General features: G+C 56.7%; 12 protein-coding genes. 2 read left to right on the forward strand and 10 right to left on the reverse strand.

All coding sequences use genetic code 11. From position 1 onward, the window contains the following. Window positions 1–499: 499 nt before the first annotated feature. The 9 genes from B1748_RS11690 to B1748_RS11730 all read right to left on the reverse strand — a co-directional run bounded on the left by B1748_RS11690 (window position 500) and on the right by B1748_RS11730 (window position 14,282). The gene (locus B1748_RS11690; RefSeq protein ID WP_087568094.1) at window positions 500–2,716 is read right to left on the reverse strand and encodes a rhamnogalacturonan lyase; all 2,217 of its coding nucleotides are present in this window, start codon (window positions 2,714–2,716) and stop codon (window positions 500–502) included. Beyond that, entirely contained in the window at window positions 2,713–5,331 is a 2,619-nt protein-coding gene (locus tag B1748_RS11695; RefSeq protein ID WP_087568095.1) for an exo-rhamnogalacturonan lyase family protein, read from the reverse strand. The genes B1748_RS11690 and B1748_RS11695 overlap by 4 nt, the downstream gene beginning before the upstream one ends. Continuing rightward, entirely contained in the window at window positions 5,328–6,029 is a 702-nt protein-coding gene (locus tag B1748_RS11700; protein ID WP_087568096.1) for a DUF1961 family protein, read from the reverse strand. The genes B1748_RS11695 and B1748_RS11700 overlap by 4 nt, the downstream gene beginning before the upstream one ends. Before the next feature lie 17 nt (window positions 6,030–6,046). Continuing rightward, window positions 6,047–7,318, reverse strand: coding sequence for a hypothetical protein (locus B1748_RS11705; protein WP_087568097.1), 1,272 nt, complete (start codon window positions 7,316–7,318; stop codon window positions 6,047–6,049). A 184-nt stretch (window positions 7,319–7,502) separates the two neighbouring features. Continuing rightward, a complete protein-coding gene (locus B1748_RS11710) occupies window positions 7,503–9,065 on the reverse strand; it encodes an extracellular solute-binding protein (RefSeq protein ID WP_087568098.1) in 1,563 nt (520 codons plus the stop codon). A 60-nt stretch (window positions 9,066–9,125) separates the two neighbouring features. Continuing rightward, complete coding sequence (locus B1748_RS11715) at window positions 9,126–10,010, reverse strand: carbohydrate ABC transporter permease (RefSeq protein WP_087568099.1); 885 nt, start codon at window positions 10,008–10,010, stop codon at window positions 9,126–9,128. Between the two features lie 21 nt (window positions 10,011–10,031). Then, window positions 10,032–10,958, reverse strand: a complete 927-nt coding sequence (locus B1748_RS11720; protein WP_246608902.1) for an ABC transporter permease — start codon at window positions 10,956–10,958, stop codon at window positions 10,032–10,034. A gap of 206 nt (window positions 10,959–11,164) precedes the next feature. Beyond that, complete coding sequence (locus B1748_RS11725) at window positions 11,165–13,492, reverse strand: AraC family transcriptional regulator (RefSeq protein ID WP_087568101.1); 2,328 nt, start codon at window positions 13,490–13,492, stop codon at window positions 11,165–11,167. A gap of 124 nt (window positions 13,493–13,616) precedes the next feature. Beyond that, window positions 13,617–14,282, reverse strand: coding sequence for a rhamnogalacturonan acetylesterase (locus B1748_RS11730; protein WP_087568102.1), 666 nt, complete (start codon window positions 14,280–14,282; stop codon window positions 13,617–13,619). 238 nt (window positions 14,283–14,520) lie between these two features. Between B1748_RS11730 and B1748_RS11735 the strand changes: the two genes are divergently transcribed. After that, on the forward strand, window positions 14,521–15,090 hold the full coding sequence (locus B1748_RS11735; protein WP_087568103.1) for a methylated-DNA--[protein]-cysteine S-methyltransferase: 570 nt from the start codon (window positions 14,521–14,523) through the stop codon (window positions 15,088–15,090). Between the two features lie 135 nt (window positions 15,091–15,225). Then, window positions 15,226–16,425: an MFS transporter gene (locus tag B1748_RS11740; protein WP_087568280.1), complete on the forward strand. Its 1,200-nt coding sequence runs from the start codon at window positions 15,226–15,228 to the stop codon at window positions 16,423–16,425. A 62-nt stretch (window positions 16,426–16,487) separates the two neighbouring features. On the opposite strand, the gene B1748_RS11745 is transcribed toward B1748_RS11740, so the two are convergent. Continuing rightward, window positions 16,488–16,874, reverse strand: a complete 387-nt coding sequence (locus tag B1748_RS11745) for a DnaJ family domain-containing protein (RefSeq protein WP_087568104.1) — start codon at window positions 16,872–16,874, stop codon at window positions 16,488–16,490. Window positions 16,875–16,896: the final 22 nt, after the last annotated feature.

The following is a 16,896-nucleotide window of genomic DNA, read 5'->3' on the forward strand; positions in this document are numbered from 1 at the left end:
TAAAGATTGGTGGGTTTCTCAACAGTCTGAAAAGCTCCCGCTAATCTGAATAAATCTGGCGATCGGCTAGGCATAGAGGGAAAACCTCCCTCTAATCGGGGGGATTATGCCCGAATACAGCGATCCGGTCGGTATTATAGGGAGGATTTCCCTCTAAAGCGCAAACAAGGGCGGAGACGGAGACATTAGAGGGCGTTTTTCCCCTTAATCGCGAGAAGGGGGAACGAGCACGACCCACACAACACTACTCCCGATTTATACGTGAAAGGACCTCGAATCCTACTGCAAAGTGGGTTTTGAGGTCCTTTTCTTGAAAGATAAGAAAGTATAAGTTTCACTCTATACTGGGCTTATATTTCTCGGAATGAAACGCGCTGCACCGCCAAAGGACGGCGTCAGCCGTTTCACCTTGGGAAAATCGGTTTAATGTGAGGCTCCAAAATTCACAAATCGGTTTTGGACAGCCCCTTTCAAATTCTAACGGACAGGGACGCCTCCGTTACGATTCGGGAGTCACCGCCGACCGCCGAAGAGGCACCGCGCGCCAATCGAGATCCGATGCCAGATAGAAGCTTGGATAACAAGGCTGGTTATACACGACGTTCTGCCAGGCGACGCCGACCCGGTATTGGGCGTCATGCATCAGCGTGTACAGCTTGCGGTCGGTAAGCTCCGTGCTGACGTAGATCCGAATCGCGGAGCTGTCCGCCGTCCTGACCAGCAGCTCCTCGCGCCAATCGCCAAAGATGTCGGCTACGAGGCAGGGATTGCCTTTCGTGCCGTTATTGGATCGGCAGCCTGCGGCGGTAAGGAGCCGGCCCCTCTTCCAATCGTCAATGGCAACGGGTTCATCGAAGGAGCCGCTAATGATTTGAGTGGTCATGTCGGCGGCCCATCGAATGTTCATATTCGTGCCGGGCGCCCTCTTGTCGATCTGCTCGCCTTGCGCAGTCATTAAGCCGAACGTCTGCCGGCTGTGGATATCCTCGCTGCACCACGTTTGCAGGCCGCGACATTCGGGATCCACTTGACCGATCATCCCGCGGCCCACATCGCCATCCGCCGGAGCGCCGTACAACACCTCGCCCGTCCTCGCATCCCGCAGTGTGTACCCGTACGGCACGGACGCGCCTCCCTCGTGGACCATGAATATTTCCAGTCCCGGCCGATCGGGATCGATATTGGCGACGTGAAGCGCATCGCCGTGGCCGAGCTTTACCTTTCTATCCGCCCCGGCCCCCGACGAAGCGCCTGCTTGGGGCATGACATCCGCGGAGCTATATAAAAGGGACCCGTCATGGTCGATCGTCGCCGCGCCGTATATAATTTCCTGACAGCCGTCGCCGTCCACGTCGGCCACGCTCAAGGAATGCGCTCCCTGCCTGGCCAGCGCGCCGAATGACTCATCGCGCCCGTCCGGTAGGTGGAGCGAATCGTTGAAGGGGTTGTTCATCGTCACCCAGCCGCTGTCCGCGATCCATTGCTCCCGAAGCTGGCGGCCGTCCCATGAGTAAGCGACGACCGTCGACCTCGTGTAGTAGCCTCTCGCGAAGATGGCGGACGGCTTCTCGCCGTCCAAGTAGGCAACGCCGGCGAGGAAACGGTCGACCCGGTTGCCGGGCTCGATGCGATTCCACGCATAATCGCCCCACATCAGCCCGTCGTCATGCCGGCCGGGCTTGTAACGGACGGTCTGCAATTCTTCACCCGTCCCGCCGCGGAATACGGTCAAATATTCAGGGCCGTCCAGCACGAAGCCTTCGATTCCCCGCAGCGCGTTGCGGCTGCTTCGGCCGGGCGCGTAGACATCCATCATATAATCCGCCAGCTTTTCCGCATCCTCGCGGGTCAAAGGATAATCGTACTGTTCCTCGATGCCGAAGCATGCCTCCAAGGTAGCCGGCCAATGGCCGTCCGTCACCTCTTCGTGCCGATGCCAGCGCATGAACAGCGCTACGATATGAGCATAGTAGTCCGAGTTGCTCATCCGGTAATCGTCCTGGTGGCTATAGCCGGCGGCGAGATCCTCTTCGGGCATGGTGATGTACGTCTCCGCGGCTCTGTTATCCTGTCCTTCGTAGCGTACCGTCTTCGTGCCGGGAGCCGTCTTCATCATCAGCTCCGCGCGGCCGTCGCCGTCGAAGTCGAAGACGAGGAACTGCGTATAATGCGCGCCGGCACGTATGTTGACTCCGAGATCGATGCGGTACAGCAGCGTCCCGTCCAGCTTGTAACAATCGATATAGACGGGCCCGGTGTAGCCCGAATGCGAATTGTCCTTGGCATTGGAAGGATCCCATTTCACGAAAAACTCATATTGCCCGTCGCCGTCGACATCCCCGACGCTCATGTCGTTGGCGGAGTAGGTGTAGGTTTCTCCCCTTGGCGTAACGCCGTCCGCGGGTTTACGGAGCGGCAATTCATAATAATTGTCCCGCCAGGGCTTAACGGTCTCGCCGCGCTCCGTCTCGCGACCGTCTACAACCGCGCGAACCTCGTATTCCGATGCCGCGCTTCCGCCGCGGTCGAGATAATTGGTGCTGTCGTTCACGGCAGCCAACAGGGCACCGTCGCGATAGACATGGAAGTCCGTGCCGGTCAGACCGCGTTCGCCATGCCCCGTGGCTTCGCTCGTCAGCAACCTCCAGCTGAGGAAGACGCCTTCGGACGAGCACATGGCGACCAGTCCCCGGTCCAAATGCTCCATCTGCATCATGTTAGATTCTCCTCCTTATGCTCGGCAATGGATTCGGGCACTTCGTCCCCGATGAGTTCCAGACAGACGATTGTATTAATAGACCATTGCGAGACCGTGTTCGTGGAGATCCAAGGTATTTCGGTAATCTCCCGGACAAACGACTGGCGGGGCACTTCCCGCGTCTCGAGCGGGATTTCCACGCTCCAATTGTAAGGGCTGCCCAGCAGATACTCCCATGCCTGCCTGGCAAGCTCGCCGTTCCCCGTCCGGCGGGCCGCGAAAGCCATCATGGCGGTCGACAGCATGGGGATGTTCCAATCCTTGCCCTGCAGCGTGCCGCCTGAACGGCGGATCTTCTCTTCCTTCGGCAAATTGTAGAATTCCCCGTATTCGGCCAGCATGGCGTCCCAGTCCGGATCTTGCAGCAGATGGGCCATCTCCGCCCAGACCTGCGCCCCGCCCATGCAGATCATGAGGTGGTGGCCGTAATTTTCATGGCCCATGAACAGGAGCTCGCCGGTCTTCGGCTCGTACCCGAAGACGGGACCGGTCAGCAGCCGGTTGGGCACGGCTTTCAAGCTCGCGATGCCGCGCAGCATCTTGTCGCGGTAGGCAGCGTCTTCGTACCGCTCCCACTGGACGAGCCAGTTGGAGCAGAACGCCGCCCAATCCGGCCCGCTTCGGGTATGCGTCGGGAATTCGTCCTTGGCGAAATAAGACCGCATGGGGTCGAGCCGAAGCGTCGCGTAATCGGAATCCTTGACCTCGTCCATGATATCGCCGATCCGCTCGTCCGCCGTCAAATAATAATAAAACTTATGCAGCCCCGCCATGCCGATTCGCGCCTCCTTGCAGCCGCAGCCGAAGTGGAGCACGTTGTGCCTGGAGCCAAGCCCCGCGTATTCGCCGATGTGGTAGAGGTCGACCTCGCTCGTATGGCGGGTCATCGCTTCCGCGAGACGGAAGATATCGCCCCGGCCGGAGCGGAGGAACATATACCACAGCCAGATGTTCGGAGCGAGCTCCGTATTCTGCCAGGCGCAGCCTCCGATATCGTATTTCCAAGTGTGCCGCACGGGGTCATAGCTGTGCATGACGTCGCCGTAGTCCCAGAAGCCATACCAGCGGCGCTGCTCGATCTCCTCCTGGTAGAAGGAGATCAAGCCATCCAGCGTGTCTTCCAGCTGGGACTTCACGGGCGTGGAGCGATTCGGCAGACTCCAGGACCCCAGTGCGCGTGTTTCCCGGTAGCGCGTGGGCTCGCAGACCAACAGAGGCGGAGAATCCTTCATCCGTACCATGGCATCTAGCATATCGCGATTCGGCGTAGACTCGCAGCACCAAAGCGTCAGCTCGGAAGTGTTGCCAATGCCGTAAGGCGTGCTGCGAAGCTCATCCGCTCCTTCGTAGCAGGAGACGACGTGCGTATCGGTATCGTAGTGCCGCAGATCCATGGCCGGGGCGTCCGGCGACCAGAGCCAGAAGGTGAGGTTCGCCTCGTCTCCCGTTAGTCCTTTCGCTTCCAGAGCGGAAGGGTGTTTCTCCCAGAAGCGGCGCACGCCTATTGCCAGTCCTCCATGGTCCCCGCCGGCATATAACAGTCCGGCGGCTCTTCTGCCGGATACGGAACGGATCCAGCTGCAGCCTTCCTTCGTCCGCTTCAGGATGTCATAGCTGTCGGAGGACGACTGGACCAGCTTGAAATCTCCCCATTCCGGCGAATCCGCAAGGAGACTCGGCAGTTCGGCATCCTGCGCAGGGTCAAGGGCAATCGGTAATCCCGCGGCTTGAAGCTCGTACAGCTCGCGCTGCCTCCCCGGCAAGCGGAATGTCATGAGTCCCTTGGGGGACTCTCCGAACCAGCCCGTGTCCCCGGCAAGGCGGACATGACGGTTATATAACAGGCCTTTCATCGGAACGGAGAAAGTAATGCCCAAGCTTTTAATATAGTCCTGATGGGGGTTGCCGTCATAGAGGAAGGTATGAACGATGGAAATCGACCGCTGCCCGGCATAGAATACGAGTCGCAGCGTGAACGGGAGCCACCTGCGGCCGCTTATCGATAATTGATGGCGGCCCCGTATGGCAATAACCGCGCGAATGGGGCCGCTCTGTTCCACGGCTGCATGCTCGACGACGCTGTTCATCGGCTCTTCCACGACGGTTCTATGGCCCGAGACGGCATGATGCTCCTCGCGCATGCCAACCAGCCTGCCGTCCGAGCATACCGTTCTTCCGCCGATCCGCATCTCTTGGATCACGGAGGGCCCCGAACGATTCGCCCGGCAGACGATGGCGCCGGTGTCCACCTCGATATGCTCCGCCGTTTTCCGTATGACGATTCTTTCGGCAGGCGCAAGGGGAGAGCCTTGTCCCTGCTCCAGTATATATCCGTCCTCCCGATCCTCTTGAAGCGATGCCGCATGAGCCGTCCATTTCACGCTGCCGTCCGGCCAAAAGGCCGTTGGCCAGCTTTGCATAGCCACGTTGGCGCCTTGCAGACCGCGCAGCCTGATAGGCGTGCGGCGATCCAGCTCGCCTTGCTTCCAGGGCGCGCCCCAGACGACGCCCGCAGGCAGGGCGGGCCGCCCTTCAAGCCACGACAAGGCTAGTTTTCCGCTGTTACCTGTCATTCCATATCGCTCCTTTGCAGCCGGTACACTTCCAGCTCGGAATATTCCGCAATCATGGGCGCCATCTGCCGGAAGCCGAGCAGGCCGCGGTCCAGCACGGGACCATAAGTCACCCCGTCGTCAAGAAATTGAAATAACAGAAGCTCATCGATGTAAAACTGGATCAGGGATCCGCGCTTCGTTACCTGCATGAGGTAAGGCGGATCGCAGTCCGCGATGGCGGGAAGCGGGTCCGCGCCTTGCGCCACGAGATGGAAGCCGTGGCTTTTGCGCAGATTGCAGGTCTGAAAGCGGCGTTCTTCGGCATAGCTCCTGCGGAAATAAGAAATATGATAAGCGTTCAAGTCCCCGCTATGATACTGGTCGTACTCGCCGCTTCTGGGACGCAGAGCGGGGTCGAACAAGTCCTCGCCGCCTCTCCCTGCGGCGGAGAAAAACAGGATGCACAGCCCGGGCTGGCGAATGGGCCAGAACTTCCATCGGATGGCGATGTCGCCCTGGAAGTGCTCCCTGCACCAGTACACGATATTGGCGGCTTGCCCGTCCTTCGGGTCCCGCCTGCTCTCGAGCCGAAGCCTTCCAAGCGGGAAGCTGGCCATCCCGTCGCCCTCCATGACGAAGTCCGCGACGTCTTCGGCGCAACCCAGCGGGTTGGCATAGAGCAGCTCCCCAAGCTCGGCGTCGTCCCGATCGTCCATTGCCCATGCCCCCTTCCTCAGCGGTACTCTCCGCCAGGATATAGCGTAGAGCTGTACAGACGTTTGGGCTGGGGCAATGGCTCTCCCGGCCGACGTGGAGTCAGCTCCATCGGCATGCCGGCATAAATCCAGGCCGTAGAATGGTTATAGACCAACACCTGCTCCCGCCCCGACCCTGCCAAGTCCGCGTGCGCGACATACCCGTCGGCCGGGAACTCGACTACGGCTTCCATATGGCCGTCATACAGCGTTGGCGGGACGCCGCCTCCCCGGCGGTAGGCCAATATATAATCCAGCGGCCCGTCATCCCAACGGGAGAGCGTCTCGATGATGGTCAGCCAGCCGCTGGTCTGCCGGTCTTCCTTCCACACTTCCGCGCCTTGGGAATCCAGCAAAAACAGGCCGTCCTTGCCGCTTTCGGAGAATGCCTCGCCCGTGTCCCCGCGCCTAATCCGGTCGAGACCGGCAATTTGCAGTCCCGGCAGGTCGCACCTGAATTTGCCAAGCGCAATGTGCTGGGATTCGATCGACCCTTCATAACGCCATAGCTCCTTGCCCTGGACGTCATACATGACGGTTACGCTCCCGCCAATGACGATCTGTACATCTCCTCTGCCCAGAACGTCACCGACCCATATGCAATCCGCGTGGTCCTCCAGCTTCCGTGCCGACCAAAGCTTCTTGCCGTCATGATCCAGCAGGTCGTAACCCGCCATGACTTCGTCGCGGCCGTCCCCGTCGGCATCGAATACCCAAGGGAAGTGGCCGGGGTTGCCTGTGTACGTCCATAAGAGGTTGAGCTCGCGATCAAGCGCCCATAACGTTCGGTACCGATCCTTCAGAATAATATCCGAGGGATAGGCCCCGCCGCTGAGATTAGCCAGGATGATGCAATCATGCGCGAGCTCCGAGGGCAGCCCGAAGGAACGTTTCTCCTGACCGGTACGACCGTCCAGGATGAAGAAGCGTTTGTTCATGACGCACAGCACCTCGTAGCAGCCGTCGCCGTCAATATCGTAGAGCTGCGCCGGATAATCCGAGCCCGGTCCCCCGCAATTGGGATCGGGCGTTCCGACCTGCCACAGGAGGCGGCCGTCGAGATCGAAAGCGGTCAAGCATTGGACCTGATGGGGTACGTACCGGTCATCGATGCCCCCGTCGGGCTGGACCATGACGATTTCCATGCGGCCGTCTCCGTCCAGATCGCCGAGCAGCATTTTGTTGCGCAGCCCTGCCTGACTAATGTCCAATTGACGGACTAGAACGGGAATTCTATCTTGCTGGCTCATGCCGATTCGCCTCCGATGTAGCAATGGACAGTGCGGCGAGTTGCTCGCGGCACTGTCCATCGTCATTTTTTCCACATAAGAATTTATAAGTTTTCGGCTTTGCCGAAAAACAAATTCTTATTGGCGATAAAACCTACCTTTGAACGCGGTCGTTCATCATTGAAAGGCCTCGATAGAGGTTTTCTCATTGCTGGGATTCCTTGTGGAGCTTGTTGATTTCCGCGATATAATCGTTTCCGCCTGTCGTCTTCCACAGCTCGATGGCCTTGTCGAGGCCCGCGTCGTCTATTTGGCCGACGATGTATTGGATGCGGGCATCCGCGATGATGTTGTCAAGCTGCTGTCCCTTCTGCGCGTACACCTCGGAGACCAGCGGCTGCGCCGGGTTGGCGACGACGATGCTTTCGTTGGCCGCTTGCACCTCCGCGATCATTTTGTTGATATCCGTTTGCTCCAGCGTTGCCCCGACCGGACCGATGAACGTCAGCATTTGGTTCAAACCGTTGTATTGCTGAATGAGACTGGCATCCAGATTCTCCTTCGGCGCGATATAGCCGTCCACCATGTCGTAGTGAACGCCTTCCATGCCGTAGCCGAGCAGATCCTGCATCTCCACGTCGCTCAGCTTGTCAATGAAAGTCAGAACCTTCTTCAATTCCTCCTCCGTCTTGACGGCGGATTTCGATATCGCGAGCATGCCGGCATAACCGGTTGTCGGCATATCCCGATGGCCCTTCGGCCCGACCGGCGCTTGGTAGACGTTGGTGTAGGAGCTGTCTCTTGGCGCCTTTTCCTGCATCGGACTATTAAGGCGGCGAGCATTATCCGCCACGTCCACAAAGGCGCCGGCTTTTCCGTTTACGAAGGGATCGTTCCACACGGCGGAATCCATGACGGCGAAATCCTCGTTCACAAGTCCTTCCTCATACAGCTTGCGGAAAAACTGCAGCGCTTCCCGGTATTCCGGCGTCATGTGCGTCGGCACCAGATTGCCGCTTCCGTCGTCGCCCCAGCCGTTCGGAGCTCCGAACCAGACCTGCATAATGTCCCAAGGTCCCGCGTATTTCGTGATGACGACGCCGTACGTATCGTCCTTGCCGTTTTGATCGGGATCGTTTTCCTTAAAAGCCTTCAGCACGTTGTAGAACTCGTCGATCGTCTTCGGAGGCTGCAATCCGAGATTTTCCATCCAAACCTGATTAAGAGTAACGCCCATCCGGCCCAGCACGCGGCCCCGGTAGACGCCGTAATTTTTGCCGTCGATGGAGGAGTTGTTCAGCACGATGTCATTGGCTTGGCTAAGGTTCGGGTAATCCTTCAGGTAAGGACCCACCTCCCAAAACGCGCCTGCGCGGGCCGAGCTGATAAAGCTTGGCGATTTGTCCACGACCATGATCGTAGGCAGCTGGCCGGAGGCGAGCGTAATGTTGACTTTGTCGGGATAGGAGCTGTTCGGCACGAATTGAATGTCCAGGTCGGTGTTGGTATACTCCTCCAGTTTCTTGATGACCGGGCTGTCGGCTTTCGGCAGATTGGTATCGAAGGATTGCATCATGATGCTGATCTTGAACGGTTCTTCCTTTGCGTTCCCGTTGCCTTCGGAATTGGCGTTCGTGCTTTGCGGCGGAGTGCTCCCCGATTCGCCGTTCGATCCCCCGTTCCCGCCGGAACAGGCCGATATGGCCATAACCGAAGACAGGGCGAGTAATGCCAAGCTTTTTTTCAAACCGGTTGCTTTCTGTTTCATTGATAACCCTCCTCATTATTGAATGGTTGTTTTCTATAGATTTCACGCGAATGCGCTCATCTAGCCTTTGATGGAGCCCAAGAGCACGCCCTTGGCGAAATGCTTCTGCAGGAACGGATAGACCAGCAGGATCGGCAGCGTGCCGACGACGATGACGGCCATCTTGACGGATTGATCCGGCGGCTCGATGAAATTGGGATCCATGGCGCCCATATCGCCCGCGGCCAGCTGCGACAGCATGACGATCTCCCGCAGGATGACCTGGAGCGGCCACTTGGTGTGATCGTTCAGGAACAGAAGCGCCGAGAAAAAGTTGTTCCAGTGGCCGACCGCGTAGAACAGGCCGAACGTGGCGATGATAGGCTTCGACAGCGGCAGCGCGATGCGCCATAGGACGCCAAGGTCGGTACAGCCGTCGATCCGGGCCGATTCCTCCAAGCCGGGAGGAAGCTGCTGGAAGAAGTTTTTGATAATGATCATGTTAAACGCGCTGATGGCGCCGGGCAGAATGACCGCGGCATAGGAATCCAGCAGCCCGAGCTCCTTCACGACGAGATAACCCGGGATCATGCCGCCGCTGAAGAGCATCGAGAAGATTACGAGGTTCATGATGACGTTGCGTCCCATCAGATCCTTGCGGGAGAGCGAATAGGCCATCGTGAAGGTAAACGCCAGATTGGCCAGCGTGCCGGCGATCGTAATGATGACCGAGTTGATCAAGCTGCGGCTAATCGTATCCGTCGAGAAAATGTATTGGAACGCCGCGATCGACGGATCCCTCGGGAAGATAAAGAATTCGCGTTCCATCAGCTCCACTTCCGTTGCGAAGGAGCCGGCGATAATGTAGACGAACGGCAATACCGTCACGAGCGACAGTAGGCCGAGAAGCAGGTAATTAAAGCCGTCGAACAATTTCTCTCCGAGCGAGTCGTGCTTGCTGTTCATTCTTGTCTCCTCCTCTCCGCCCTAGAATATGCCTTCTTGTCCGAATCGCTTGGCGAGACGGTTGCTGCCGTAGATGAGCAGAATGCCGACGACCGACTTGAACAAGCCGATGGCGGTGCTATAGCTGAAGGCTCCTTGCGTGATGCCGACGAAATAGACGTACGTATCGAAGACGTCCGCGACGGACCGGTTGAGCGAGTTGGTCATCAGGAAAATTTGCTCGAAGCCGTTGTCCAGGAAGCTTCCCAGCCGCAGGATCAACAAGATGACGATCGTGCTGCTGATGGCGGGAATCGTAATATAGATCAGACGCTGGAAGCGGTTCGCGCCGTCGACGACCGCCGCTTCGTATTGCTCCATGTCGACGGAGGCGAGCGCGGCCAGGAAGATGATCGTGCCCCAGCCGGAATCCTTCCACATCATCTGAAGGATGATCATGGGCCGGAACCAGGACGGATCCGCCAGAAAGTTGATCGATTTGCCCGTAATCGAGGCGACGAGCTCGTTGATGATGCCGCCCGACGTGGTCAGGAACACGTAGGTCATGCTGGCCACGATGACCATGGAGACGAAGTGCGGCACGTAGACGAGCGTTTGAACGATTCTTTTGAAATAGGCCAATCTCACTTCGTTCAATAATAACGCCAGAATAATGGGCGCCGGGAAGAAGAAGATCAGATCGTATACGGCCAGGATCAGCGTGTTCCGCAGGAGCCGGAAGAAGTCGGGATTGGCGAAAAAATTGCGGAAGTGCTCGAATCCAACCCATTCGCTGTTCCAGAAGCCCAGAAACGGCTGGTAGTTCTGAAAGGCGATAAGCACGCCCCACATGGGCAAATATTTGAACACTAGGAAGTACAGCAACCCCGGAAGCAACAAGAGGTACAACCATTTGTCTTTTTTCAGCCTCGACAGCCAGCGTCTCCGTTTGGGATTGCCCCGCGTCATGGATATTTTGGAATCGGAAGGAAGCGCCGTGTTCATTCACTCACCCTTTCTGTATCGATCGCGCCAAGATGTCATCGCTTACATTTCCCAGTATCGCTCCATGGCGAAAGACAATCAATTTCACATTTTTGCATAAGAAAAGCCTTGATTATCAAGGCTTTTTCGAAGGTATGGAACTTTGTTGCCGGGGTGGTACTCTCTTGTTGTCAGCCTTCCGTCTGCTCTCTGAACTGCCCCGGCGTAAGGCCGACCTGCTTCTTGAAGATGCGGTTGAAGTAGCGCTGCTGATAGCCGACCTCGCCGGCGATGTCGTTGATTTTGAGATCGGTCTCGCGCAACAACGTCTTGGCTTTATCGATCCTCAGCTCCGTTACGTAATCAATGAAATTGATGCCCATGAATTGCTTGAAATATTTGCTGAGCGTATAGCTGTTCGTCCCGGCCAAATCCGCGCATTGCTCAAGCGAAAGATCCGAAGCGTAATGGGCGTGGATATAGTCGATCGTCGACTCCACGAGCCGCTTGAGCTCGATATTGGCTCTGGCGTCCCTCTCGTCGATGAAAGGCAGAATGACTTTCCGCTTCATCCAGCCCAGCATCTTCTCCGGCTCGCGTATTTGCGAAAGCTGGCCGAACATATTCTCTCCGCCGAACAGCTGATGGGGACTTAGGCCGGACTGCAGAATGGCGTGCTGGATCGTCGCGAATAGCTGCAGCATGCTTTGCTGGACCAAAATTTCGGTGCCGCGGGCGGACAGCACCTCTTCCAGGAACAAGGTAATCAGCCGCTCCGCTTCCTCCTTGTCGCTCGCTCTCATCGCATGGACGATGTCCCGTTCCAGCGCGAACGGGTAATGGAACTCGCTGCCGTCCGCATGGGCGGTCAATTGCTCCATATCGATCAACTGGTTCTGATTGACGAATTTGCGGTAGCCCGTCGCGCGTTCCACTTCCATATACATGTCGGGAATGAGCTGAATCCTCTCCATCGCTCCGCTGAACGTAATCGTGACTTGCATATGGATAATGCCGTTGATGGCTTTCGTAATTTCCGTCCCCAGCGATTGAATCCGTTCGCCGATGGGCTCTCCGTCCGGATGCATGACGAGCACCGCTACCGTCAAGTCATGGAAGTTCATGACGCTGAACTGCTCGAAGTGCTGAGCGGCAAGCTCCTCGATAATATTGGAGGCCGTGAAGGTCACGAGACTTTCGTCCCCTTGCGAGAACCGCTCGGTCAGAATGTCGTACCCCGTCAGCTGGATATGCAGAATTCGGAATTGATGGTCGTCGGTATCCCAGCCGTAGAGCTTCATTCTGCTCTTCAAGTCCTTCTCCGTGTAGGAAGCGAGATGTCCTTGCAGCAATTGAAGCAGGAAGCCCGAACGGACATGGGTCCGTTGTTCGTCGAGCCGATTGCGGAGATTCAAGCTTTCGTCGTGCAGCTGGTTCCACTGGTTCTCCAAAAATTGAAATTCGTCCATGCCACGGGCAAGATCTTCGCCCTTATGCCACTTAAGGCTGTTCAGCAGCCGTTCGACCGGCAGATAGACCCGCCGGGAAGCAAGCCAAGAGAGCAGCAGCGCCAGGACCAGTCCCGATGCGCTGACGAGGAAGATCGTGTTGGAGAGCTTCACCACGGAGGACGTGATGGTCGTGATCGGCGTAGCCGAAATATACGTCCACTCCGTGGACAGGCGGGTCAGCTTCCCGTAGGATACGGAATACGTGACGTCGTCCCGGTTGAACAGGAAGGTGCCGGAAGGCTCCTCCCGGTCCAGCACTTCCGCGCGGAGACGCTCGTTGACGGCCTTTTCTTCGGCATGGTCGGCGACGAGCAGCTCGCCTTTCTTGTCGAGCAGCATCGTGAAGCCTTGGTTGTAGGGAGTCATGGTTTTGAGCAGGTTCATGACTTTTTCCCGCTTAAGCTCCGTGACGAGCACGCCGAACGGCGAGCTGCTGTCTCCCGGAATTTTGTGAACCAGCACGATCGGAGTGTCCGCGTCCTGCGCGTTCCCTTCGGCGGCAGGCAGCCAATCCGTCCAATAAATATTGGTTCCCTCCGCTATGATCCGCTCAAAGCCGTCAATCTGGTCGCGGTCGCTCAGCTTATAGAACTCGGGCTGGAACAGCACCGTATTGTGTCCGTTAATGTAGAGCTGCACTTGATTGATGAGCGGGTGGGAGCCTTGCAGCATAAATAACGTCTTTGTAATATCGTAGGTTTCTCTGAATTCGTAGATGAAATTCATATCCTTCAGGCCGGATCCGAATCGTGGATTAAACGCCCAATGGGAGATGTCCAGCTCCACGGATCCGAACTGGTCGTCGATGTTCTGCGCGCGTTCCTTAATCTGATTCTGGTGCAGGTCGCTGATGTTCTTTTGCATCGGCCCTACCGCGAAACCGTATGTCGCTAGGGCGATGATCAACCCCGGTACGCTTGCGGCGAATAAGAACCAAGTAAAGCTTTTTCGGTAAAAGCTTCTATTCTTTCTTCCCGTTCTCGCGTAGCCGCCCATTCGCTGGAGCATGAACTCCCTCCGTTCCGAATCAATTATAGGGAACCGCTTACAAGCGCAGGCAGGAATCTATCCCGCCTGTGCTTGTAAAGTATATCCGATCAAAGTGGTTCTTTCCATGAAATAATTGGAGGGATCATTTGGTATCGGCAGCAGCGTATAAACGGGGCAGGATCCGCAAGCTCTTCAGTTGATCCGCTAAGAGATTCGCCATTCGGCGTGCCCCGATTTCGGTGAAATGGGTGTGGTCGGTCCCGTTTACGGAAACCATAAAAAACGACTTTGTCTCCTCGTAGCCGACAGAAGAGTAATAGGCCAGGCTTTCCGTCATCAGATCGGCGAGGAGGACATTCTCTTCGGCAGCAAGCTGCTTCATAGCCATGCAGTAGTCCGGAAAATCGTTTAAGAACTCTCCGTTTTCATAGTGCAGCCGGCCGACCGGCGTGATCAGCACGGGGATGGCCCCCCGGCTCCGGGCGCCTTCGATGTACATCTTTAAATAAGATGCATAAGTCGAGAAAGGTTCGGTATAACGCTCCGGCCTGCTCTTCGTGGAATCGTTGTGACCCATCTGGACGAACAAATAATCACCCTTGCCGATCTCTTCCAGAATGGTCTGCAGCCTTCCTTCCTCAACGAACGTCTTCGAGCTTCTGCCGCCAATCACGCGGTTCGCAAAGCGAACCTCCTTCGTAAAATATTCGGCGATATATTGGCCCCAGCCCGCCTGCGGCGCATGCTCCGGCTCATAGGTTTGTACCGTGGAATCTCCTGCTAGAAAGACGTTAACTGTATGTTGCATCACTTCACCCCTATAAAGACTATTGATTACATGATTACGCGCATATTGTAAGCGTATGAGCGATCCCCTGCAATTGCACTTTTTTGCAATTGGAAACGCGCCGCGCCGTTCCGTTAGCCAATCCAACCCCCATGCGGACAAATATAAGTCTCTCTTCTTGCTTGGATGTTTATTAGCTGGTATTGTGGGTTAATCGGACGTTAAAGGATCTATCCTATCGAGCAGAGGAGATGGTGGCATGACATCGCAATCGAGACAACGTACGAGCGTGTATTGGGATATGTTTATCCATCCCGCATTCGGGGATCAGCCGATCTATGTAGCGGCGACGGAGGAAGGCTTGTGCCAGATCACCTTTCCGCATGAGCCGTTCGAATATTTGGTTGCTTCTGTTAAGAAACGAGTGGCGGATGCCCAACTGGTCCAAAGCATGGAGCAGTTGCGTCCCTATTGCACGCAATTGAAGGAGTATCTTGAAGGCGAACGCAAGGCATTTACGGTTCCGGTGGATTTCCGGGGCACCGAATTTCAGAATGACGTCTGGCGCGAACTCGTCCGCATTCCTTTTGGAGAGACTCGAAGCTACTCCGATATCGCTATCGCGATCGGCAGAGGGAAGGCCGTGCGGGCCGTCGGCGCCGCCAATGGCGCCAACCCCGTGCCCATCGTCGTTCCTTGCCACCGGGTTATCGGGAAGAACAACACGCTTACGGGTTTCCGCGGCGGGCTCGCCATCAAGGAAACGCTGCTTCGACTGGAAGGCGCCGGGTCGTATAAAGCGAAAGGGCATCAACGCTACTTTTTTTAGGGGCAGCAGGGGCAAGCCCAGTCATTTTGCTTCAACCATAGAGAGAAGATAAACAACGGGAGAAGGGACAACGTGGAGGGCACCAACAGCAGCAGGAAGAGTAAGAGCAAGAGAAAATACAACAAGATTTATGTCATGCAGCTCGCAACGATTTTTATTGGCTTTGTTATCTTCGGTTTTTCGGAAAATATTAAAGGGCCGGCCATACCGCGCATTCAATTCGACTTCCTGCTTAATGAATCGCAGCTCGGCACCTTATTGGCGCTTAATTCGCTCGGCTATTTGCTCGCCTGTACGTTTACCGCCTATTTGACCCGATTATGGGGAATCAGATGGGTTACGGTTGCGGCATTCGCGGTAATGGCGGCGTCGGGCGTATTTATTTTCGGCTCGCAATATTATCCTGCATTCTCGGCTTCTTACTTCCTGATGTACATCGGCAACGGGATGCTGGAGATCGGCCTGGCTATTCTGGGAGCGCGCATCTTCGTCAAAAATACGGGAACGATGATGAACCTGACGCACGGCTTCTATGGACTCGCTTCGACGGTCGCGCCTCTGATGGCGACCGGGTTGATGGCGGTGACCGTTAATGGCCACACGCTGGATTGGCGCGGGATGTACCTCGTCGTCCTGCTGCTCTCTGTCATACCGCTGGCCATCGCCATGTTTACGACTTTCCCGGGCGACGAGGTTCGGCATGAGGAACGTATTCCGTTAAAGCGGCTTATGAGGGACCCGGTTCTCTGGCTCATGATCTGCGTGCTGACCTTCGGGGTCGTATCGGAGCTGGCGGTCGGAGGCTGGCTGGTTAACTTCCTGGAGAAGGCTTACGGCTGGGACACGGTCAGCGCATCGGGCATGCTGTCCGCGTTTTTCCTTTGTTTTGCGCTGGCAAGGCTGCTGCTAGGACCGCTGACAGACCGAATCGGCTTCACGGTGTCGCTGATCCTGTTCTCGTCGTTCTCTGCGGCATGCACGTTCGTCGCCATCTTCGGCGGGGAAAAGCTGGCGTTCTTCTTTGCTGCGGGCGGGGTAGGCATTGCGATGATCTATCCTACGGTTATGGCGTTTATTGCGCGCAGGTACCCTCGCGAGAGCGACATGGCCATTACGTTCACGGTGACGGTTATGGGCGTCGGGAGCGTGCTGGGCAACTATTTGATCGGAGGCGTCATCGAGCTTGTTAAGGGAATGGTAGGCGCGGAGACGCAAGAGGGGCTGTTCCGGGGCCTTCAGGCCGGCTACGGCGTGATCGCGCTATGCGCGGCGTTAAGCGCGGCCTCGGGGATCATCTTGTATGGGCTGTTGGCTAGAAGGAAGGAAGTTATATAAGGGTAATGATCCAGCGGCTTCGCACTCTGTTATCGGGGGCGAAGCCGCAGTCGTTATCGGTTCTATTCGGATCCGTTCTCCGTCAATTTCTGCTGCACCTTGGTTTCGTATTCCGCGAAGGCGCCGGATGCCTGCCAGCCGCGCTCGGACATCAGCGATTGGTAGCGGAGCTTCTTAAGTGACAATTCCCGCTCTAGCTTCTCGCGTTCGGAATCGTTCCGGCAGGCAGCAAGGAGGTCGCCGAGCGTCACCATTTCCTTGCGCAGCTGGATCTCTTCCGGCACGATGCCGGCATTCTTCAGCAGTCGGTAGCTGACCCGCAAGTCCTCGGGGACTCCTTCCATGTCGTCAGGCGGGAGCGGCTTGCCCGCGCCGGGAAGATTATCGAACTCGCCTCGGCGAATAGCCTCCTTGATTTTCTCTTCGGCCATTAGGCGCAGAATATCCATGCTATCAGCTCCTTTCGTTCAT

Source organism: Paenibacillus sp. MY03 (genome assembly GCF_002165585.1).
GTDB lineage: Bacteria > Bacillota > Bacilli > Paenibacillales > Paenibacillaceae > Pristimantibacillus > Pristimantibacillus agaridevorans.